Here is a 20759-nt window from a genome sequence, read left to right as displayed (position 1 = left end):
GGCGCGGGCCGTGGACCTGCGCACCTATTTCGCCGGCCTGGCGCGCTACCACGCGTGGGCCACGCAGCGCCTGCTGAGCGCGCTGGCAGGCCTGGAAGACGCGCAGTGGCACCGCGACTGCGGCCTGTTCTTCGGCTCCGTGCACGGCACAGTGAGCCACCTGCTCGTGACCGACGGCATCTGGTGGTCGCGTTTCGCGCTCGGGCAGTCACCGCGCATCGCGCTCGACGCCGTGCCGCATGCCGAGCGTGAGCCGCTGGTGGCCGCCCTGCAGGCCGATGTGCCGCGCTGGCAGCCCTGGGTCCAGGCGCTGACGGCCGAGCGCTTCGACGGCGAACTGCACTACACGCGCGGCAATGGCGAGCTGGTGCGCCTGCCCTTCACGCCCACCCTGGGCCATGTGTTCAACCACGCGACCCACCACCGGGGCCAGCTCACCGCCGCGCTCACGGCGCTGGGTCTGAAATCGCCCGAACTGGACTGGGTCCGACTGCTGCAACAGGAGGCAGCCTCCGCATGACTGATTTCACCACCCTCGAACTGGTGCTCGACGGCGCCGTGGCCCGCATCTGGCTCAACCGCCCCGAGATGCGCAACGCCATCGACGACGTGTTCATCCGCGAACTGGGCGATGCGGTGACGCAGGCCGAGACCACGCCCGGCGTGCGCGCTGTGGTGCTGGGCGGGCGCGGCCCGGCCTTCTGCGCCGGCGCCAACCTCAACTGGATGAAGAAGGCCGCCGAGTACACGCACGATGAGAACCTGCAGGACGCCGCCGGCCTGCCGCGCATGCTGCGCACGCTGGAGCAGAGCCGCCTGCCGGTCATCGCGCGCATCCAGGGCGACGTATACGCGGGCGGCATGGGCCTGGTGTCGGTGTGCGACGTGGCCATCGCGGCCGACACGGCGCACTTCTGCCTGAGCGAAGTGAAGATCGGCCTCATCCCCGCGACCATCAGTCCTTATGTGATCCGCGCCATGGGCGCGCGCGCCGCGCAGCGCTACTTCCTCACGGCCGAGCGCTTCGGCGCCGCCGAGGCGCACCGCATCGGCTTCGTGCACGAGGTGGTCGCGGCCGACGCGCTGGACACCAAGGTGGACGAAGTGCTCAGGAACCTCCTGGCCGCCGCGCCTGGTGCAGTGGGGGAAAGCAAGCGCCTGTGGCGCGACGTGGCGGGACAGCCTATCACCGAGGCACTGAACCACGAGACCGTGGTGCGCATCGCCACCTTGCGCGCGGGCGAGGAAGGCCGCGAAGGCCTGAAGTCCTTCCTCGAGAAGCGCAAGCCGTCATGGCTGGCGCGCTGAGCCTCGCCATGCCTGCGGCTTCACCGCGCATCATGGCGTCCTGACCCTCCGCAGGGACCCTGACCATGATCGACGCTTTCATCCAGTGGCTGCACCGCCTGGGCTTGCATGCGGACCCCGCGCTGGCCGATGCGGCGCAGGCGGCCGGCCAGCAGGCGAGCCGGGCGATCGCGGGGATGGACCTGCCCGCCCTGCTGGCGCTGGCGGGCGCACTGGGCTGGGCCAGCGGCTTCCGGCTCTATGCGGTGGTGTTCCTGGTCGGCGCCATGGGCGCGGCCGACTGGCTGGCGCTGCCCGGCGGCCTGCAGCTGCTGGCGCATCCGGTGGTGCTGGCCGTGAGCGGCTTCATGCTGGTGGTGGAGTTCTTTGCCGACAAGGTGCCCTGGCTCGACAGCCTGTGGGATTCGGTGAACAGCGTGATCCGCATTCCGGGCGGTGCGCTGCTGGCGGCCGGCGTGTTCGGCGGCGACAACGCCGTGTGGGGCCTGGCCGCGGGCCTGCTGGGCGGCTCGCTGGCCGCCACCTCCTTTGCCACCAAGGCCACCGCGCGCGCGGCCATCAACACCTCGCCCGAGCCCTTTTCCAACTGGCTGGCCTCGCTGTTCGAGGACGGGCTGGTGGTCGGCGTGGTGTGGCTGGCCACGCAGCATCCCATCGCCTTCGGCATCGCGCTGGGGCTGATGCTGATCGTGTCGGTGGCGCTGCTGATCGTGCTGTGGAAGTTCCTGCGCGGGGTGCTGCGCAAGCTGAAAGCATTTTTTGGTGGGAGCACGTCCGCGGCCCCCACGTCCTGAATTCAAGGAGACCGATGTGTTCAAGAAGATCCTGATCGCCAATCGCGGTGACCAGCCGCGCAGCGGCGCAGCGGCGCAGCCAAATTGCCTGGCAGGCGCAGCCTGCCGAGGCGATTTCACCGCGGAGACCCGCCATGTTTAAGAAGATCCTGATCGCCAACCGCGGTGAAATCGCCTGCCGCGTGGCGGCCACGGCGCGGCGCCTGGCCATCCGCACGGTCGCCGTGTATTCCGACGCCGACGCGCATGCCAACCATGTGCGGGCCTGCGACGAGTCCGTGCACCTGGGCGGCAGCGCCCCCAAGGACAGCTACCTGCGCTGGGAAAAGATCATCGCGGCCGCCAAGGCCACGGGCGCCGAAGCCATCCACCCCGGCTACGGCTTTCTGAGCGAGAACGAGGACTTCGCGCGCGCCTGCGCCCAAGCCGGCCTGGTCTTCATCGGCCCGCCGGCCGAGGCCATCCTGGCGATGGGCCTGAAGGCCGAGTCCAAGCGCCTGATGGAACAGGCCGGCGTGCCGCTGGTGCCGGGCTACCACGGCGCCGATCAGAACCCCGAACTGCTGCAGCGCGAGGCCGACCGCATCGGCTACCCGGCGCTGATCAAGGCCAGCGCGGGCGGTGGCGGCAAGGGCATGCGCATCGTCGAAAAAAGCGAAGACTTCGCCGCCGCGCTGGCCAGCTGCCAGCGCGAGGCGATCAACAGCTTCGGCAGCGACGCGGTGCTGATCGAGAAGTACGTGCAGCGCCCGCGCCACATCGAGATCCAGGTCTTCGGCGATACGCAAGGCAATTGCGTCTACCTCTTCGAGCGCGACTGCTCGGTGCAGCGCCGCCACCAGAAGGTGCTGGAGGAAGCGCCCGCGCCCGGCATGACCGAAGCCATGCGCCAGCAGATGGGCGAGGCGGCCGTCAACGCGGCGCGCGCCGTCAACTATGTGGGCGCGGGCACCGTGGAATTCATCGTCGAGCAGACCGGCGGCTACGACGCGCCCGAGGCCATGAAGTTCTATTTCATGGAGATGAACACGCGCCTGCAGGTCGAGCATCCGGTGACCGAGGCCATCACCGGCCTGGACCTCGTCGAATGGCAGCTGCGCGTTGCCGCCGGCGAGCCGCTGCCCCTGCAGCAGGAGCAGCTGCAGATCCACGGCCATGCGATCGAGGCGCGCATCTGCGCCGAGAACCCGGACAACAACTTCCTGCCCGCCACCGGCACCTTGCACGTCTACCGCAAGCCCGCGCAGCATACGGCCTTCCAGCGCAGCCGCGTGCGCGTGGACGACGGCGTGCGCGAGGGCGGCGAGATCTCGCCCTTCTACGATTCGATGATCGCCAAGCTCATCGTGCACGGCGCCACGCGCGCCGAGGCGCTGGCGCGGCTCGACGCCGCGCTGGCCGAGGTGCACATCGTGGGCGTGGCGACCAACGTGCAGTTCCTGCGCGGCGTGCTGGCGACCGAATCCTTCGCGCAGGCGAAGCTGGACACGGCGCTGATCGAGCGCGAGCGCGCCGTGCTCTTCAAGCGCGAGCCGCTGGGCCTGCCGCTGGCCGTGGCCGCCGCCATCGCGCAGCAGATCCTCGGCGAATGGCCGCAGAACGTGAGCGGCCCGGCCAGCGGCTTCGACCGCCGCGACGGCTGGCGCGCGCTGGGTAGCTACCCCCGCCCCTTCGCCTTCGAGTTCCATGGCGAGCCGGTCCAGGCGCTGCTGCGCTATGAAGGAAACGGCGGCCTGCACCTGACGGTGGGCGAGGGCGACGGCACCATCGCCGGCCCGCTGCTGATCGGCCAGTTCCCGGACCGCCGCATCGAGGTCGAGTTCCACGGGGCGCGCCACACGCTCGACGTGTACGTGCACCAGGGCCAGGCCCATGTGTTCGCGCCGCAGGGTGCCACGCGCATCACGCCCGTGGACCGCCTCGCGCATGCGGGCGACACGCAGGCAGAAGGCGGCCGCCTCACAGCGCCCATGCCGGGCAAGGTCGTGTCCTTCGCCGTCAAGGCCGGCGATACCGTGGCCAAGGGCCAGGCCCTGGCCGTGATGGAGGCGATGAAGATGGAGCACACCATTGCCGCGCCGGCCGACGGCACGGTGCAGGAGCTGCTCTACGCGCCGGGGGACCAGGTAACGGAAGGGGCCGAGCTGCTGAAGCTGGCGGTCAGCGCCTGACGGGCGGCGGGCGAACGCCTGCCGCAGCCGTTCTGGCCATCGTTCGCGAGAGGCCTTGACCCCATTCCTGGCGCTGTACCGTATCAGGGGGGTCTTCACTCCCTCTGGAACGATGGTCATGCACAGGAAATGGAATCACCGGACGGCCGCGCGCCCTCTCTCGGCCGGTCTGCTGCTGGCGCTCTCGTTGGCGCTCGCCGCTTGCGGCCAGGCGCCGGGGCCGTCCACCGAGGCCGCGATGGCCGAGGCCGTCATGCCGGCTGCGCCCGCGCCGACTGCCCTGCAACTGCAGCGCGGCGGCGCGCAGGCCGACGCGTCGGCCGAGACCGCCGCCGTGGAGCGCCACATCGCCGTGCGGCAGATGCTCACCGTCGAAAGCCCGGGCGATCAACTGCCCACGCTGTGGGAGAAGGTGCGCGCGCAATGCGGCACGCTGCGCTGCGAATTGCTCACGGCCTCGCTGCGGCAGGAAACGCCGCGCCAGGCGGCCGGCGCCAGCCTGTCGCTGCGCGTGGCGCCCGAAGATGTGGACCAGTTGCTGGGCGCCCTGCAGGGCGGCGGTGCCATCGTGCAGCAGGACACGCACAGCGAGGACCTCACGGCGCAGGTGATCGACGTGCAGGCCCACATCCGCAACCGCACCGAATTCCGCGACAGCCTGCGCGCGCTGCTCGCGCGGCCCGATGCGCAGCGCGCGCTGAAGGACCTGCTGGAGATCCAGCGCACGCTCACGCAGACCCAGGCCGAACTGGACAGCCATGCCGCGCAGCTCAAGGCCCTGCAGTCGCGCACGCGCATGCAGCAGATCGACATCGAGTTCCGCGCCGAGCGGCGCGTGGTCAGCGGCGGCGGCTCCAACCCCATCGCGCGCGCGTGGGAGCAGGCCGGCGAGACCCTGGCCGACAGCGCCGCCGCTGTCATCACCTTCGTCGCGGCCGCGCTGCCCTGGGCGGTGGTGGCCGTGCCGTTCTTCGGGGGCCTGGGTGTGCTGGCGCGAGCGTGGCGCCGTCGTCGTGCCCGCAGAACCGGGGCATGACGACGATCGGCGGCGCGGTGGGGAACGGCTCCCCGCGCCGGGCGATCAGGTGGCAGAGGGGGCGGAACTGCCGCGGCCGGGCGATTGAGCCTCGGCCTGCAGGCCGGCCATGAAGGCCCGGCTCGCGGGCGACAGCGAACGGCCGATGCGCGTGACGATGCCGATCGGCCGCGACACGGTCGGCTGCACCAGCGGCACGGTCGCCAGAGCGGCCATGTCCACCAATTGGAGCGCCAGCCGCGGCAGGGCGGTGATACCGAGCCCGCCGCTCACCATCGCGCCGCAGGCCGCCACGCTGGGAAACTCCAGCACCGGCCGCACCGGCCTGCGCAGGCGCAGGAAGGCCGCGTCCGTCATCGCCCGGATGCTGCTGTGCGGCGCGCTGACGATGCACGGGCGGGTGGCGAACACCGACCAGGGCACGGACCGGCGCGCGGCCAGCGGGTCGTCGCGGCGGCATACCAGCACGAAGGCATCGTCGAGCAGGTGCTGGTAGCGCAGGCGCTGCTGCGGCGCCGGGCGCACGCTCAGGCCGAGGTCGGCGCGGCCTTCCTCCACCGCGGTCAGCAGCAGGTCGGCCGGCGCCTCGGTCAGCGCGAAGCGCACCTGCGGATGCGTGCGCATGAATGCGGCGGCCGCGCGCACCGCCAGCGCGACGCTGATGGACGGCAGGGCCGTCACCGTCACGCAGCCGCTGCGCCCGGCCATGAACTCGCCCAGGTCGCCCAGCGCATCGTCGAAGTCGCGCAGGATGCGGCGCGCGATGGGCAGCAGCTCCTGCCCGACGGCCGTGATGCGCACGTGGCGCGTGTCGCGGTCGAACAGGCGCGCGCCCAGCGTCTGCTCGGCGCGCCGGATGGCGCCGCTGAGCGCGGGCTGCGACTGGCCGAGTTGCTGCGCGGCCTGCCGGAAGCTGCCGCACTCCGCCACGCGCACGAAGGCTTCGAGCTGCCGCATGTTGAGGTCGATGCGCATGTCATTGATCCGCAGGAGTTATCACAGATATAGAAATGTAGCGATTCACAGATCAGATCCCCTTGCCTAGACTGGCCGCCAGATCAGGAGACAGACCGATGGAGAACCGACATGGCGGGCGTGCTTGAAGGCGTGCGCGTGCTGGAGCTGGGCCAGGTGCTGGCCGGCCCCTTCGCCGGCGCGATCCTGGCCGACCTGGGCGCCGAGGTGGTCAAGGTCGAGCGCACCGAGGGCGGCGACGACGCGCGCCGCATGGGCCCGGCCTTCCGCCACGGCGACGCGCTCAACTTCCACATCTTCAACCGCGGCAAGCAGTCGGTCGCGCTGGACCTCAAGACGGAGGCCGGCCGTGCGCACCTCGACCGGCTTGCGGCGCAGGCCGACGTCTTCATCCACAACCTGCGGCCCGGCGTGCCCGGGGCGCTGGGCATCGACGGCCAGACCCTGTGCGCGCGCCACCCGCGGCTGATCTACGGCGAGATCTCGGCCTTCGGCGCCACCGGCCCGATGGCCATGCGGCCCGGCTACGAGCCGCTGCTGCAGGCCTTCAGCGGCCTGTCGAGCACCAACGGCGGCGAGGGCGACCCGCCGATGCGCTCCGGCGCCTCGATGTGCGACCAGGGCTCGGGCATGTGGCTGGTGATCGGCGTGCTGGCGCTGCTGCACCGGCGCGAGCGCACCGGACGCGGCGGCCTGCTGAGCACCTCGCTGCTGGAGACCGCGCTGGCCTGGAACGCGCAGAAGGGCGATGCCTGGGCCAACGAGGGGCGGCTGCCGCAGCGGCATCGCTCCGGTCATCCCGGCTTCGTGCCCTATGAGGCCTTCGACACCGCCGACGGGCCGCTGCTGATCTGCTGCGGCAACGACCGCCTGTTCGCCAAGCTGGCCCACGCGCTGGAGCGGCCGGAGTGGATCGGCGATGAGCGCTTCGCCACCAACCGTGCCCGCCTGGCACACAAGGCGACGCTGTTCGAGCAACTGGCACCGATCCTGCGCACGCGCACGCGGGCCGCGTGGAGCGAGCGCTTCGAGGCGGCCGGCGTGCCCTGCGCGCCGGTGCATTCGGTGCCCGAGGCGCTGGCGCATCCGCAGGTGCAGGCGCTGGGGATGCTGGCGCCGGTGCCCGGCGCCGACTTCTCCCTCACCGCGATGCCGCTGTGCATCGACGGCAGCCGGCCGCAGGTGCAAGGCGTCGCGCCGCGCCTGGGAGAACACAACGCACGCCACCAGGTGCCCACGCCCCCCATCACCCCCCCGGAGACACCATGATCCTCTTCCGCCCTTCCCGCCGAGCCGCCACCACGGCGCTGATGCTGAGCGCCGCTGCGCTGGCCATGGCGGCGCCCCTTGCCCAGGCGCAGGACTACCCGAGCAAGCCCATCACCCTCGTGGTGCCCTTTGCTGCCGGCAGCGGCACGGACCAGTCGGCGCGGGTCTATGGCCAGGCCGTGTCCGACGACCTGAAGGTGCCGGTCGTGGTCGACAACAAGGGCGGCGCCAGCGGCTTCATCGCCGCGCAGCACGTCGCCAAGGCCCCGCCCGACGGCTACACCGTGTTCATCACCACCAACACCACGCAGGTGGCCAACCCCTACCTGTTCAAGACGGTGCCCTACGACCCGGTCAAGGACTTCACGCCCATCGCGCTGCTGGCCAAGGGCCAGATGCTGCTGCTGGTGCGGCCCGATGCGCCCTACAAGACGCTGGCCGACCTGCTGGCGGCGGCGAAGAAGAGGCCGGGCAAGCTCAACTTCGGCAGCGGTTCCTCTTCCAGCCAGGTGGCAGGCGAGCTGCTCAAGCAGATGGCCGGCGTGGACGTCACCCACGTGCCCTACAAGAGCAACCCGCAGGCCATCACCGACCTGATCGGCGGGCAGTTCGACTTCATGTTCGCCGACGCGCCCACCGCCGTGCCGCAGGTGCAGGGCGGCAAGCTGCGCGCGCTGGCCGCCAGCGGCGCCCAACGCCTGGCCGCCGCGCCGGATGTGCCGACCGTGGCCGAGGCCGGGGTGAAGGGCTACGACATGAGCTACTGGTTCGCGATCTACGGGCCGGCCGGCCTGCCGCCCGCCGTGGTCAAGCGGCTGAACGCGGCCTTCGGCAAGGCCTCGGCATCGCCCGAGGTCCAGGCCTTCCAGGCCAAGACCAGCGGCGAGGTGGCCTTCGGCACGCCCGAGGCGCTGGCGCAGTTCCAGGCCACCGACATGAAGAAGTGGGAGCGGGTCATCCGCGCGGCCGGCATCGAGCCGCAGTGAGCGCGGCGACGCGATGGAGCGGGCGATGAAGCAACCGAAGACCGTGCGCATCGGCGGCGCCTCCGGCTTCTGGGGCGACTCCAGCGTGGGCGCCCCGCAGCTGGTGGCCGGCGGCCGGGTCGACTACCTGGTGTTCGACTACCTGGCCGAACTCACCATGTCCATCCTGGCCGCGGCGCGCATGAAGAAGCCCGAGATGGGCTACGCCACCGACTTCGTCACCGTGGCGATGCGCTCGGTGCTGAAGGACGCGGTCGCTCAGGGCATCCGCGTGGTCAGCAACGCCGGCGGCGTCAACCCGCAGGGCTGCGCCGATGCGCTGCGCGCGCTGGCCGACGAACTGGGCGTGCCGGTGAAGATCGCGGTCGTCACCGGCGACGACGTGCTGCCGCTGATCCCGGAGCTGCGCGCCGCGCAGCCGCCCGTGGCCGAGCTGCAGCGCGGCGCGCCGCTGCCGGCCCGGGTCGTCACGGCCAACGCCTACCTGGGCGCGCTGCCGGTCAAGGTGGCGCTGGATGCCGGCGCGCAGGTCGTCATCACCGGCCGCTGCGTCGATTCGGCCGTGACGCTGGGCGTGCTGATGCACGCATTCGGCTGGCGGCCCGGCGACTTCGACGCGCTGGCCGGCGGCAGCCTGGCCGGCCACATCATCGAGTGCGGCTGCCAGGCCACCGGCGGGCTGCACACCGACTGGCAGGAGGTGCCCGACTGGGCGCACATCGGCTACCCCATCGTCGAGTGCGCCGCCGACGGCAGCTTCACCGTCACCAAGCCCGAGGGCACCGGCGGCCTGGTTGCGCCGCAGGTGGTGGCCGAGCAGATGCTCTACGAGATCGGCGACCCGGCGGCCTACCTGCTGCCGGACGTGGTGTGCGACTTCACGCAGGTGCGCATCGAGCCGGCCGGGCCGCAGCAGGTGCGCGTGCACGGCGCGCGCGGCCGCGCGCCCACCGGCAGCTACAAGGTCTGCGCCACCTACGTGGACGGCTTCAAGACCTCGGCGCAGCTCACCGTCGTGGGCTTCGACGCCGTGGCCAAGGCGCGCCGCACCGGCGAGGCCATTCTGGAGCGCGTGGGCGATCTGCTGGCCGCGCGCGGCCTGGCGCCTTTCAGCGCGACGCTCGTCGAGGTGCTGGGCAGCGAGAGCCCCTATGGCCCACATGCCCAGCCCGCCGCGGCGGGCGTGCGCGAGGCCGTTCTGCGCGTGACGGCGCGCCACCCCGACAAGGCCGCGCTGGAGCTGCTGGCGCGCGAGATCGCACCGGCCGGCACCTCGTGGGCGCCGGGCACCACGGGCGCGGGCGGGCGCGCGGGCGTCTCGCCGCTGATCCGCCAGTACGCCTTCCTGCTGGACAAGGGCCGCGTCGCGCCGCAGGTCCGGCTCGACGGCGCGCCGGTCGACCTACCGCCGCTACCGCCGCCGGCCGGCACCGTGCCTGCGTCCGACGTGGCGCCCGCGCCCGCCGGCCCGCCGCTGCCGCTGGAGGAACCCGCGGGGCCGACGGTGGAAGTGCCGCTGATCCGGCTGGCCTGGGCGCGTTCGGGCGACAAGGGCGACACCTCCAACATCGGCGTGATCGCGCGGCGGCCGGAGTGGCTGCCGCTGCTGCGCGCGCAACTCACGCCGCAGCGCGTCGCTGCGCACCTGGCGCACCTGGCCGAAGGGCCGGTCACGCGCCACGAGGTGCCGGGCATCCACGCCTTCAACTTCGTGTGCGAACGGGCCCTGGGCGGCGGCGGCATGGCCTCGCTGCGCAACGACGCATTGGGCAAGGGCATGGGGCAGATCCTGCTGGCGCTGCCGGTGCGCGTGCCGGCGGCGTGGTTCCCGCCGGCCTGAGCGCCGGCGCGGCCTTGGGTACAGTCGGGGCCATCGTCCGCCACCCCGAGGAGCTCCGCCGTGCGCATCGCCGTCTGCCTGACCGACAACAAGCCTGAACCTTGGGTGGAGGGCCTGCAGGCCGCGCTGCCCGAGGCCGAGGTGTTTGCCTGGTCGCCGGGGGCGCCGCAGGCCGATCACGCGGTGGTGTGGGCGCCGCCGCAGCAGTTGATCGACGAGCAGCCGCAGCTCAAGGGGATGTTCAACATCGGCGCCGGCGTGGACGCGATCATGAAGCTGCGGCTGCCGCCCGGGCTGCAGGTGGTGCGGCTGGACGATGCCGGCATGTCGGTGCAGATGGCCGAGTACGTGTGCCATGCGCTGATCCGCCACTTCCGCGAGTTCGACGTGTACGAGGCCGAGGCGCGCCAGGGCCGCTGGGTCTACCGCAAGCCGCTGGAGCGCGCCGACTTCCCGGTCGGCATCATGGGCCTGGGCGTGCTCGGCGAGCGCGTGGCCAGGGCGGTGCAGCAGTTCGAATTCCCGGTGCTGGGCTGGAGCCGCACGCGCAAGGAGATCGACGGCGTGCGCTGCTTCGCGGGCGAGGCGCGGCTGGGCGACTTCTTGGTCAACACGCGCGTGCTGGTCAACCTGCTGCCACTGACCGACGCCACGCGCGGCATCCTCAACAAGACCACGCTGGGCGCGCTCAAGCGCGGCGGCTACCTGATCCACATCGCGCGCGGCGGCCACCTGGTGGAAGAAGACCTGATCCCGCTGATCGACAGCGGCCACCTGGCCGGCGCCACGCTGGACGTGTTCCAGCAGGAGCCGCTGCCCGGCGAGCATGCCTTCTGGCGCCACCCCAAGATCACCGTCACGCCGCATGGCTCGGCCCGCACGCTGCGGCGCGAATCCATCGCGCAGATCGCCGGCAAGATCCGTGCGCTGCAGCGCGGCGAGGCGATCACGGGTGTGGTCGAGCCCGAACGCGGGTACTGAGCGCGTGGTTCAGGCGGGCGCGCTCAGCCATTCGCGCAGCACCGCGCTCGCGGCCTCGGGCGCTTCCAGCGGCGGCAGGTGGCCGCAGTCCTCGAACACATGCAGCCGCGAATGTGCGATGCCCTCGTGCATCGTGCGGGCCTCGGCCAGCGGCGTGAGCCGGTCGCCGTCGCCCACGCCGATCAGCGTGGGCACGCGCACCTGCGCGAGCAGCGGCCGCGAGTCGGGCCGGCCCAGGATGGCCGTCTGCTGCCGCACGAAGGCCGCTTGGCCCACGCGTGCGGCCATGTCGCGCACGGTCTGGCCCACGGGCCCATCCACGTGTCGGGGCTGAACCAGCTGCGGCAGCAGTTGCTGCGTCACGCCCGCGAATTTGCCGTGCGACAGGAAGGCGATGGACGCGCGCCGTCGGGCGGCACGCGCTTCGTCGTCGGGCGCGGCGCTGGTGTCGAACAGGGCCAGGCGCAGCACGCGCTCGGGCGCCTGGCGCAGGATCTCGAAGGCCACGTAGCCGCCCATGGACAGCGCGGCAAGGGCGAAGCGCTCCGGCGCGGCGGCCAATGCGCGGGCTGCCATGCCGGCCACGCTGTCGTCCTGCGTCAGGTCGGCCACCTGCGGCGTGGCCACGTCGGCCAGCGTCTGGGCCTGTTGCGCCCACAGCGCCTCGTCGCACAGCAGGCCGGGCAGGAAGAGAAGGGGAACGGGTTTCATGGCGACACGCGCTTGGGGAAGGCGCCGATGAAGACGAGGACCAGGGCCGAGGCGCACAGGCCGGCCGCGAGCGCGACCACGGCGTTCCAGCCGCCGTGCTCCCAGAACCAGCCGCCCACGGAGCCGGTGACGCTGGAGCCCAGGTAGTAGAACAGCAGGTACAGCGACGCGGCGTGCCCCTTGGCACTGCCGGCCTGCGGCCCCACCGCGCTGCTGGCCACCGCATGGGCGATGAAGAAGCCCGTGGTGACGACGGCGATGCCCGTGATGATGAGCCACAGCGACCCGGCCAGCGTGAGCAGCACGCCGCCCAGCATGAGGGCGAAGCCGGCGGCCAGCAGCGGCCGGCGGCCCAGCCGGTCGGCCAGGCGCCCGGCCGTCGACGAAGACACCATGCCCAGCGCGTAGCTCAGGAAGATCAGGCTCACCAGCGTCTGGCTCAGCGCATGCGGCGGTGCCGACAGCAGGAAGGTGGCGTAGTTGAACAGCGCCACGAACACGCTGGTGCTGAGGAAGCCGATGGCATACAGGCGCAGCAGGCCGCGGTTGCGCAGGTGCGCGCCCCAGGTCGACAGGTGGTAGCCCAGGTTCAGGCCCGGCTTGGGCGTGAAGTGGCGCGAGGGCGGCAGCAGCCTGGCGAAGGCGATGGCGCACAGCAGGCACAGCACGCCCAGCGCCAGCATGGCCGTGCGCCAGGAGGTGAACTCCGTCATCAGTCCCATGCCCACGCGCCCGGCCATGCCGCCGAAGGCCGTGCCCGCCACATACAGGCCCATGCTGCGGCCCAGGTGCGCGGGGTGGATCTCTTCGGCCAGCCAGGCCATGGCCACGGCCGGCACGCCGCCCAGCACCAGGCCTTCGAGTGCTCGGGCCACCAGCAGGCCGTGCCAGTGCGGCATCAGCGCGGCCGCGATGTTGAGCAGGGCCGCCAGCAGCATCGACGCTGCCATCACGCCGCGGCGCCCCAGCGCCTGCGAAAAGGCGCCCGCCATCACGATGGAGAAAGCCAGGGAGCCGGTGGTGAGCGACAGCGCAAGCGAGCTGGCCGCCGGGCTGATGCCGAAGCCGGCCGAGAAGGCCGGCAGCAGCGGCTGCACGCAGTAGATCAGTGAGAAGGTGGCGAAGCCGACCAGGAAGAGCGCGAGTCCGGCGCGCCGGCCCTCGGCCGTGCCGGGCCGGATGCCGTCGGTGACCGCGGGTGCGGGAGGGGCGTCTGTGCGGGCGGCTGCGGAGGCCGGCGCGGAGGTGGGCGATGGGGCGGGGGCGGTGTGCGCGGCCCCTGCGGCCGCCTGCGTCAAGGTGCGGTTCATGGCTGTCCGGGCCAGCGGCCCGCCGGGTCTCGCGTGCTTGCGAGCCTGAGGAGGATGCGGCGGACTGGTCCCTTGGCGGCGGACTTTAGGCCGCGCCCCGCAATCTGTCTAATCTATGTCCGTAACCGATCCCATATATTCGGCAGATACCTGGGGCACATCGCGATGGAGCTTCGCCACATCCGCTACTTCCTGGCCGTGGCCGACGAAGGCAACTTCACGCGCGCCGCGGCCCGGCTGGGCATCGGCCAGCCGCCGCTGAGCCTGCAGATCCGCGACCTGGAGGCCGAAGTGGGCGCGGCCCTGTTCCACCGCCTGCCGCATGGCGCAGCGCTGACCGAAGCCGGCCAGGCCTTTCTGGAGGCCGTGCAGCCGCTGCCCGGTCAGGCCGCCGACGCCGTGCAGCGCGCGCGGCGCGCGGCCCGTGGCGAGGCGGGCCAGCTGAGCCTGGGCTTCACGGGCTCGGTGGCGCTCAGCCCGCTGCTGCCGGCCTGCATCCGCGCCTTCCGCCAGCAGTTCCCGGCGGTGGACCTGCGCGTGGAAGAGGCGAATTCGGTGCTGCTGATGCAGGGCCTGCTGGCGCAGCGGCTGGACGTGGCGATCCTACGGCCCTCGCAGTCCGACCCGCCCGAGGTGCAGGTGCAGCCGCTGATCGAGGAGCCGCTGGCGGCGGTGCTGCCGGCCACGCATGCGGCCGCACGCGGGCGCGGCGGGCTCGATCTGGCGCTGTTGCGGCACGATCCCTTCATCCTCACGCCGCGGCCCGTGGGCATCAGCCTGCACGATGGCGTGCTGGCCGCCTGCCGCGAAGCCGGCTTCGAGCCCGAGCGCGGCCCGCTGGCCCCGCAGATCGCGTCGGTGCTGTCCCTGGTGTCGGCGGAGCTGGGCGTGTCGCTGCTGCCCGCGTCGCTGCGGCAGTTGAGCGTGCAGGGCGTGGTCTGGCGGCCGCTGCGGCGCTCGTCCATCCGCGCCGGGCTGGCCGTGGCGCACCGGCGCGGGCCGGTGTCGCAAATGGTGCTCAACTTCGCGCAGGTGGCACGCACGATGGCGCGCGCGATGGGGCCGGACCTGCGCTGAGCGCGCGGCGCTGGCTACCATTGCGGGCCTTCTTCTCCACTTCTTCGTCTGCTGCACCATGACCCGCCTCGGAACGCCCTTGTCTCCCTCCGCCACCCGCGTGATGCTGCTCGGCTCGGGCGAGCTCGGCAAGGAGGTGCTGATCGCGCTGCAGCGCCTGGGCGTGGAGACCATCGCCGTGGACCGTTATGAGAACGCGCCCGGCCAGCAGGTGGCGCACCATGCGCGCACCCTCCCCATGAGCGATGCGGCGCAGCTCCGGGCGCTGATCGAGGCCGAGAAGCCCGACCTGGTGGTGCCCGAGATCGAGGCCATCGCCACGCCCGTGCTCGAAGAGCTGGAAGCGGCCGGTGGGGTGCGCGTCATTCCCACCGCGCGGGCCGCGCGCCTGACCATGGACCGCGAAGGCATCCGCCGCCTGGCGGCCGAGACGCTGGGCCTGCCCACCAGCCCGTACCAGTTCTGCGATTCGCTGGAAGAACTGCAGGCCGCCATCGATGGCGCGAATGGCCAGGGCATCGGCTACCCCTGCATCGTCAAGCCCGTGATGAGCAGCTCCGGCAAGGGCCAGAGCAAGATCGACGGCCCGGCCGACGTGAAGAAGGCCTGGGACTACGCCATGGCCGGCGGCCGCGTGAGCCACGGCCGCGTGATCGTCGAAGGCTTCATCGACTTCGATTACGAGATCACGCTGCTGACCGTGCGTGCCCGGGGCGAGGACGGTGGCGTGCACACGCACTTCTGCGCCCCGGTGGGCCATGTGCAGGTCAGCGGCGACTATGTCGAAAGCTGGCAGCCGCACCCCATGCACCCGGCGGCACTGGAGAAGGCGCAGGAGATCGCGCGCCGCGTCACCAGCGACCTCGGCGGCCAGGGCCTCTTCGGCGTGGAGCTATTCGTCAAAGGCGAGCAGGTCTGGTTCAGCGAAGTGAGCCCGCGTCCGCACGACACCGGCCTGGTCACGCTGGCCACGCAATGGCAGAGCGAATTCGAACTGCATGCGCGCGCCATCCTCGGCCTGCCGGTGGACACCTCGCTCAAGAGCCCGGGCGCCAGCGCCGTGATCTACGGCGGCGTGGACGCGACCGGCATCGTCTTCGACGGCGTGGCCGAGGCCCTGGCCGTGCCAGGCAGCGACATCCGCCTGTTCGGCAAGCCCGAGAGCTTCGTCAAGCGCCGCATGGGCGTGGCCCTGGCGCATGCGGCCGACGTGAACACGGCGCGCGAACGCGCCAAGGAAGCCGCGTCGCGCGTGCGGCCGGCGCGCGGGGATTGAGCCCAAGCCATGGCGCGGGGCGGGTGATGCGCGTGACGGGATGGGCTCGGCGGCAAGCGCCGTTGATGGGGCTCACGCACTTAGCGGGCCTCGTACCAGCGCTGCGAACGGTTCACCACGGCGACCACCGCCAGCATCACCGGCACTTCGATCAGCACACCCACGACCGTGGCGAGCGCCGCCCCGGAGTGGAGCCCGAAAACGCTGATGGCCGTCGCCACGGCCAGCTCGAAGAAGTTGCTGGCGCCGATGAGGGCGGAAGGGCCGGCCACGCAGTGGGCCACGCCCAGCTTTCGGTTCAGCAGATAGGCCAGGCCTGAATTCAGGATCACCTGCAGCAGGATCGGCACGGCCAGCAGCGCGATGACCAGCGGCTGACGCAGGATCGCTTCACCCTGGAAGGCAAACAGCAACACCAGCGTGAGCAGCAACGCCGCCATGGACCACGGCCCGAGCTGGGCCGCGACCGCCTGCAGCCGAGCCGGCCCGCCCTTGAGCAGCCGCGCACGCAGCGCCTGGGCCAGGATCACCGGCACCACAATGTAGAGGCCGACCGACATCAGCAGGGTGTCCCAGGGCACGGCGATGGAAGACAGGCCCAGCAGCAGCGCCACCAGCGGCGCGAAGGCCACCACCATCAGCGCGTCATTCAGGGCCACCTGCGACAGCGTGAAGTACGGGTCGCCGCGGCACAGCTGGCTCCATACGAAGACCATCGCCGTGCACGGCGCGGCGGCCAGCAGGATGAGCCCGGCGACGTAGCTGTCCAACTGTTCCGGGGGCAGGAGCGGCGCAAAGACATGGCGGATGAACAACCAGCCCAGCAGCGCCATGGAAAAGGGCTTGACGGCCCAGTTCACGAACAGCGTGACACCGATGCCGCGCCAGTGGGCCTTGACCTGGCCGAGTGCGCCGAAGTCGATCTTCAGCAGCATCGGAACGATCATGATCCAGATCAGCAGGCCCACCGGCAGATTGACCCGGGCCACCTCCATGGCCGCCACCGCCTGAAAGGCAGACGGGAACCACTGGCCGAGTCCAACCCCCGCCAGGATGCACAGGCCCACCCAGACGGTCAGATAGCGCTCGAAGAAGCCGATGGCCGGCGCGGGGGCGGCCACCGCCCCGGACGTGAGGGACGCCATGGCTCAGGACTTCGACAGTGCGCGGGCGGTGGACTCGAGGACCATCTTGTCGAGGCGGGTCGCGGGCAGGTTCACCAGCAGCTCCAGCCGGCGCCGGATGGCGTGCAGCGTCTGGCGAAAGGCCTCACGGCGCTGCTCGTCGGTGCCTTCGACCTCCGAGGGGTCCGCATAGCCCCAATGCGCGGTGGCCGGCTGACCGGGCCAGTACGGGCAGACTTCGCCGGCCGCGTTGTCGCACACCGTGATGACCAGATCCATGTGCGGCGCATGCGCGCCGCCGAACTCGTCCCAGCTCTTGCTGCGCAGGCCTGCGGTGTCGATGCCGGCTTTCTGGAGCACTTCCAGCGCCATGGGGTTGGGCTGTTGGTTCTCGCGCGGGCTGCTGCCGGCGGAGAAGGCCTGGAAGCGGCCGGCGCCCAGGTCGTTGAGCACCGCCTCGGCCAGGATGCTGCGGGCCGAGTTGTGGGTGCAGAGGAAAAGGACGTTCAGCGCTCGGGTGTCGGTCATGGTGGGCTCGTGAAGTGGGATATCGAAGGCGCAGGTGTGCCCACGCGGCGCCCCAGACTTCGGCGCTCGCGGCGGCGGCGGGAATCAGGAGGGCAGGGGTCAGCAGCAGCTGGAGGCTTTGGCGTCCACCGCGCAGGGCTCGCCGGCACAGCAGTTCTCGGTGAGGTAGCTCAGCAGTCCCTCCATCTGGTCGAAAGCCGCGCGGTAGCGCAGGTTGCGGCTCACGCGCTCTTGCGACACCAGGCCGGAGCTGGTCAGCTCCTTGAGGTGGAAGGACAGGCTGGTGGCGGGCACGTCGATGGTTTCCAGCAGCGTGCCGGGCGTGGCACCCTCCGGGCCGGCGACCACGAGCGCACGGAACACGCGCAGGCGCAAGGGGTGCGCCAGGGCCGCGAGGGCTTGAACAACCTTGTTTTCTTCCATAATTCAAGAATATTCGTATTATTGAATTCATGCAACACCCCCTCTCGCTTCCCGACCTCCCGAACATCCAGCCGTCGCGCTTCGACAGGCCCTCCCTGGACCGCCTCACCCGTGCACCCAGGTCCGTCCATGCGCCTCGCATCCTGATGCTCTACGGCTCCCTGCGTGAGCGCTCCTACAGCCGGCTGCTGTCCGAGGAAGCCGGGCGCCTGCTGGAGGCCATGGGGGCGGAGGTGAAGACCTTCCACCCGGGCGGCCTGCCGCTGCCTGACAGCGTGGACGCGGACCATCCGAAGGTGCGCGAGCTGCGCAGCCTGGCGCGTTGGGCCGAGGGCATGGTGTGGTCGTCGCCCGAGCGGCACGGCGCCATGACGGCCGTCATGAAGGCGCAGATCGACTGGATTCCGCTCAGCGAGGGCGCGGTGCGGCCGACGCAGGGCAAGACGCTGGCCGTCATGCAGGTGTCCGGGGGCTCGCAATCCTTCAATGCGGTGAACCAGCTGCGGGTGCTGGGCCGCTGGATGCGGATGCTGACCATCCCCAATCAGTCCTCGGTCGCCAAGGCCTATCAGGAGTTCGATGAAGCCGGCCGCATGAAGCCTTCGCCCTACTACGAGCGCGTGGTGGATGTGATGGAAGAGCTGGTGAAGTTCACGCTGCTGACACGCGACGTGGCCCCCTATCTGGTGGACCGGTACAGCGAGCGCATGGAAAGCGCGGCCGAGGCGGCGGCACGGGTGGGCCTTGCTGCCATCTGACGGGCGCTCGACCGGCGGCGCGGCACAGGCCGCCACCGATGGCGGCGGGCGGGCAGGTTTCGGCCACCCAGGCGGCTGTGCGTTCCGGGGGCGATCCGCATCACCGCGCCGGCTTCTTCGCAACGTCTGTGGCTTGGGGCGTGCACCGGCACAGGTCTGGGCGAGGCCAGGCGCTGTCCGGGACGAACAGCGCCGCCCCGCTGGCGCCTCCACGCAGCCCCCGGCCCCCGGCGTCCATCCCATCCATCCGGGCCGGGGGCCGGTGGCCGCAGGCCGCTCAGTGCGACTGCAGCCGCGCGCGCGTGGTGGCGGCCGCCATGCGGCCGAACAGCGTGTCGGGCTTTTCGCTGCTGTGTGCCGCGTCATCGATGCTGCGCTCCGACATCACGTAGCCGATGACGAGCAGCACCGCGCCTGCGACGCCGAACACCATCAGGCCCAGGAAGCTGCCGCCGATGGTGAAGGCATTGGCCGGTGCCGCCGCGGTGCAGATCATGGTGGCGGCGCTCATGCCCACGTAGTGCATGCTGCACACGGCCACGCCCATCACCACCGCGGCCGCGGCCTGGTGCGAGACCTTGCGCAGGTTGAAGGCCAGCCACAGCGCGGCGGCGGCGGCCGTGATGGCGATGGCCACCGACAGCAGCACCCGGGCCCCATCGAACTCCATGGTGGCGCGCATGTTCATCGCGAACATGCCCATGTAGTGCATCACGCACACGCCCAGACCGGCCAGCACGCTGCCAGCCGCCCAGCCCCGCAGGCTGAACCGGGTGCCGCCGCGGCCCGCGAGGTACAGCGCCAGGCCCGAGATGCCGATGGCCGCGATCAGCGAGATCGTCGTGAGCGCGATGTCGTACGACACGCGCACCGGCAGGCTGTAGGCCACCATGCCGATGAAGTGCATGGACCAGATGCCGATGCCGCCCAGCGCGATGGCGCCGCCGACGGCCATCGCCCAGTCCAGCCGGCCATCGGCCCGGAACATGCGCCGGGCGCACAGCAGGGCCACGAAGGACCCGGCACAGGCGATCAAGAACGACAGTGCCACCATGCCCAGCCCGTAGCTGGGATTGAGAACCTGACCAATCTGGAGATCCATGACTGCCACCTTTGCAAGTGAAGTTGAAACAACGCACCCAGCGCTGTTTCATTTGATGACACTTGTAGGGCAGGAGCAACTACGCGGAAAGTGTGCGTGGCCCCGTGGCTGAGTCCTTTGGTTTCCAGCTTGGAGGCGCCAGGCGAGGGCGGGTCACGCGCGCGACGCCATGCGGCGCGCGCAAACGTGAATTAGTTGGCAGCCATGGGGCGGGAATCGTGCGGCGGCGCGCGCGACGCGCCCGTCTCTTCATCAGGCGCGAAAGCGCCGCCGCGTCAAGGCCAGCGCGACCCAGAAGGCCAGCAGCGCATCGCCCAGCAGCACCAGCGCCGGGCGCAGCGGCGCGGCGGGCCACTGGTCCATGAACAGCGGGCGCACCAGGGCCACGGCATTGGTCAGCGGCAGCCAGTCCGCCGCGGCGCGCACCAGCGGCGGCAGTTGCTCCAGCGGGAAGAACACGCCCGACAGAAACATCATGGGCGTCATGAACAGGGTGAAGTAGTAGGTGAAGAAGTCGTAGCCCTTGGCCAGCGCGTTGAAGATCAGCGCGATGCTGGAGAACACGAGTCCGCAGCCGGCCAGCACGAACCAGGCCGCGATCAGCTTGGGGCTGTGGCTGATGCCCAGCGCCAGCATCACGAGCAGGATGGCTGTCACGGTGAACAGCGACTTGAAGGCGGCCCAGACCATTTCGGCGAAGACCACGTCGTCCAGGCCCACGGGGGCGTTCATGATGCCGTCCCAGGTCTTTTGCACATGCATGCGCGAGAAGGCCGAATACAGCGCCTCGAAGCTCGCGGCGTTCATCGCGCTCATGCAGATGGAGCCGCTGGCGAGGAACAGGATGTAGGGCACGGCCGTGCCGTGGACCTGAACCGTGCCCACCAGCGCGCCCATGCCGTAGCCGAAGGCGACCAGCCAGATCAGCGGCTCGGCGATGTTGCCGATCAGGCTGGGCAGGGCCAGCTTGCGCCACACCAGCAGGTTGCGCAGGAACACGGGCCACCAGCGGGCCGTGATCTGGGGCGCGCGCCAGACCGAGGGTTCGGCCGAGGGGGCGTGGAACGGGTCGGTCGATGCAGGCATGGGT

At 71.1% G+C, this 20759-nt stretch carries 21 protein-coding genes; 13 read left to right on the top strand and 8 right to left on the bottom strand.

Annotated elements, in window-relative coordinates:
• Positions 1-10 precede the first annotated feature (10 nt).
• The 6 genes from LG388_RS24755 (at position 11) to LG388_RS24735 (ending at position 5309) form a co-directional block, all read left to right on the top strand.
• The gene (locus LG388_RS24755; RefSeq protein WP_225785250.1) at positions 11-520 is read left to right on the top strand and encodes a DinB family protein; all 510 of its coding nucleotides are present in this window, start codon (positions 11-13) and stop codon (positions 518-520) included.
• Positions 517-1308: an enoyl-CoA hydratase/isomerase family protein gene (locus tag LG388_RS24750; RefSeq protein WP_225785249.1), complete on the top strand. Its 792-nt coding sequence runs from the start codon at positions 517-519 to the stop codon at positions 1306-1308. Before LG388_RS24755 ends, LG388_RS24750 begins: the two co-directional genes overlap by 4 nt.
• Before the next feature lie 65 nt (positions 1309-1373).
• Positions 1374-2102 (top strand): DUF4126 domain-containing protein, encoded by a 729-nt coding sequence (locus LG388_RS24745; protein WP_225785248.1) that lies wholly within the window; start codon positions 1374-1376, stop codon positions 2100-2102.
• Positions 2103-2118: 16 nt separating this feature from the next.
• Positions 2119-2244 carry a hypothetical protein gene (locus LG388_RS26740; RefSeq protein WP_255632236.1) on the top strand — a complete coding sequence of 42 codons (126 nt, stop codon included), beginning with the start codon at positions 2119-2121 and terminating at the stop codon, positions 2242-2244.
• Entirely contained in the window at positions 2237-4273 is a 2037-nt protein-coding gene (locus LG388_RS24740) for an acetyl/propionyl/methylcrotonyl-CoA carboxylase subunit alpha (protein ID WP_225785247.1), read from the top strand. Before LG388_RS26740 ends, LG388_RS24740 begins: the two co-directional genes overlap by 8 nt.
• Before the next feature lie 118 nt (positions 4274-4391).
• Entirely contained in the window at positions 4392-5309 is a 918-nt protein-coding gene (locus LG388_RS24735; RefSeq protein ID WP_225785246.1) for a DUF4349 domain-containing protein, read from the top strand.
• Positions 5310-5354: 45 nt separating this feature from the next.
• Here the strand turns inward: LG388_RS24735 and LG388_RS24730 are convergent, their stop codons facing one another.
• On the bottom strand, positions 5355-6284 hold the full coding sequence (locus tag LG388_RS24730; RefSeq protein WP_225785245.1) for a LysR family transcriptional regulator: 930 nt from the start codon (positions 6282-6284) through the stop codon (positions 5355-5357).
• Between the two features lie 111 nt (positions 6285-6395).
• Between LG388_RS24730 and LG388_RS24725 the strand changes: the two genes are divergently transcribed.
• From LG388_RS24725 to LG388_RS24710, 4 genes are read left to right on the top strand one after another with little or no spacing between them, the layout of a single operon-like run.
• Entirely contained in the window at positions 6396-7553 is a 1158-nt protein-coding gene (locus LG388_RS24725; RefSeq protein ID WP_225785244.1) for a CaiB/BaiF CoA-transferase family protein, read from the top strand.
• Positions 7550-8539: a tripartite tricarboxylate transporter substrate binding protein gene (locus LG388_RS24720; protein WP_225785243.1), complete on the top strand. Its 990-nt coding sequence runs from the start codon at positions 7550-7552 to the stop codon at positions 8537-8539. Before LG388_RS24725 ends, LG388_RS24720 begins: the two co-directional genes overlap by 4 nt.
• A 25-nt stretch (positions 8540-8564) precedes the next feature.
• Positions 8565-10379 carry an acyclic terpene utilization AtuA family protein gene (locus LG388_RS24715; RefSeq protein ID WP_225785242.1) on the top strand — a complete coding sequence of 605 codons (1815 nt, stop codon included), beginning with the start codon at positions 8565-8567 and terminating at the stop codon, positions 10377-10379.
• A gap of 60 nt (positions 10380-10439) precedes the next feature.
• On the top strand, positions 10440-11360 hold the full coding sequence (locus LG388_RS24710) for a glyoxylate/hydroxypyruvate reductase A (RefSeq protein WP_225785241.1): 921 nt from the start codon (positions 10440-10442) through the stop codon (positions 11358-11360).
• 9 nt (positions 11361-11369) lie between these two features.
• Here LG388_RS24710 and LG388_RS24705 read toward each other — a convergent pair whose 3' ends face one another.
• Positions 11370-12071: an alpha/beta fold hydrolase gene (locus tag LG388_RS24705; protein ID WP_225785240.1), complete on the bottom strand. Its 702-nt coding sequence runs from the start codon at positions 12069-12071 to the stop codon at positions 11370-11372.
• Positions 12068-13381: an MFS transporter gene (locus LG388_RS24700; protein ID WP_225785239.1), complete on the bottom strand. Its 1314-nt coding sequence runs from the start codon at positions 13379-13381 to the stop codon at positions 12068-12070. The genes LG388_RS24705 and LG388_RS24700 overlap by 4 nt, the downstream gene beginning before the upstream one ends.
• 165 nt (positions 13382-13546) lie before the next feature.
• Here LG388_RS24700 and LG388_RS24695 point away from each other — a divergent pair, with 165 nt between their 5' ends.
• Both LG388_RS24695 and purT read left to right on the top strand, forming a co-directional pair.
• Positions 13547-14458: a LysR family transcriptional regulator gene (locus tag LG388_RS24695; RefSeq protein ID WP_225785238.1), complete on the top strand. Its 912-nt coding sequence runs from the start codon at positions 13547-13549 to the stop codon at positions 14456-14458.
• Positions 14459-14516: 58 nt separating this feature from the next.
• Positions 14517-15734, top strand: coding sequence for a formate-dependent phosphoribosylglycinamide formyltransferase (purT, locus tag LG388_RS24690; protein WP_225785237.1), 1218 nt, complete (start codon positions 14517-14519; stop codon positions 15732-15734).
• Between the two features lie 80 nt (positions 15735-15814).
• Here the strand turns inward: purT and arsB are convergent, their stop codons facing one another.
• The 3 genes from arsB to LG388_RS24675 form a co-directional block, all read right to left on the bottom strand.
• Entirely contained in the window at positions 15815-16879 is a 1065-nt protein-coding gene (gene arsB / locus LG388_RS24685; protein WP_225785236.1) for an ACR3 family arsenite efflux transporter, read from the bottom strand.
• A 3-nt stretch (positions 16880-16882) separates the two neighbouring features.
• Entirely contained in the window at positions 16883-17386 is a 504-nt protein-coding gene (locus LG388_RS24680; RefSeq protein ID WP_225785235.1) for an arsenate reductase ArsC, read from the bottom strand.
• Between the two features lie 99 nt (positions 17387-17485).
• Positions 17486-17809, bottom strand: coding sequence for a helix-turn-helix transcriptional regulator (locus LG388_RS24675; RefSeq protein WP_225785234.1), 324 nt, complete (start codon positions 17807-17809; stop codon positions 17486-17488).
• A gap of 29 nt (positions 17810-17838) precedes the next feature.
• Here LG388_RS24675 and arsH point away from each other — a divergent pair, with 29 nt between their 5' ends.
• On the top strand, positions 17839-18567 hold the full coding sequence (gene arsH / locus LG388_RS24670) for an arsenical resistance protein ArsH (RefSeq protein WP_225785233.1): 729 nt from the start codon (positions 17839-17841) through the stop codon (positions 18565-18567).
• 277 nt (positions 18568-18844) lie between these two features.
• Here the strand turns inward: arsH and LG388_RS24665 are convergent, their stop codons facing one another.
• Entirely contained in the window at positions 18845-19669 is an 825-nt protein-coding gene (locus LG388_RS24665; protein WP_225785232.1) for an MHYT domain-containing protein, read from the bottom strand.
• Between the two features lie 252 nt (positions 19670-19921).
• The gene (locus LG388_RS24660) at positions 19922-20755 is read right to left on the bottom strand and encodes an ABC transporter permease (RefSeq protein WP_225785231.1); all 834 of its coding nucleotides are present in this window, start codon (positions 20753-20755) and stop codon (positions 19922-19924) included.
• Positions 20756-20759: the final 4 nt, after the last annotated feature.

This window comes from Xenophilus sp. Marseille-Q4582 (genome assembly GCF_916700565.1).
GTDB lineage: Bacteria > Pseudomonadota > Gammaproteobacteria > Burkholderiales > Burkholderiaceae_C > Xenophilus.
The sequence above is the reverse complement of the archived record's forward strand: the minus strand, read 5'-3'. Positions and strand labels throughout refer to the sequence as shown.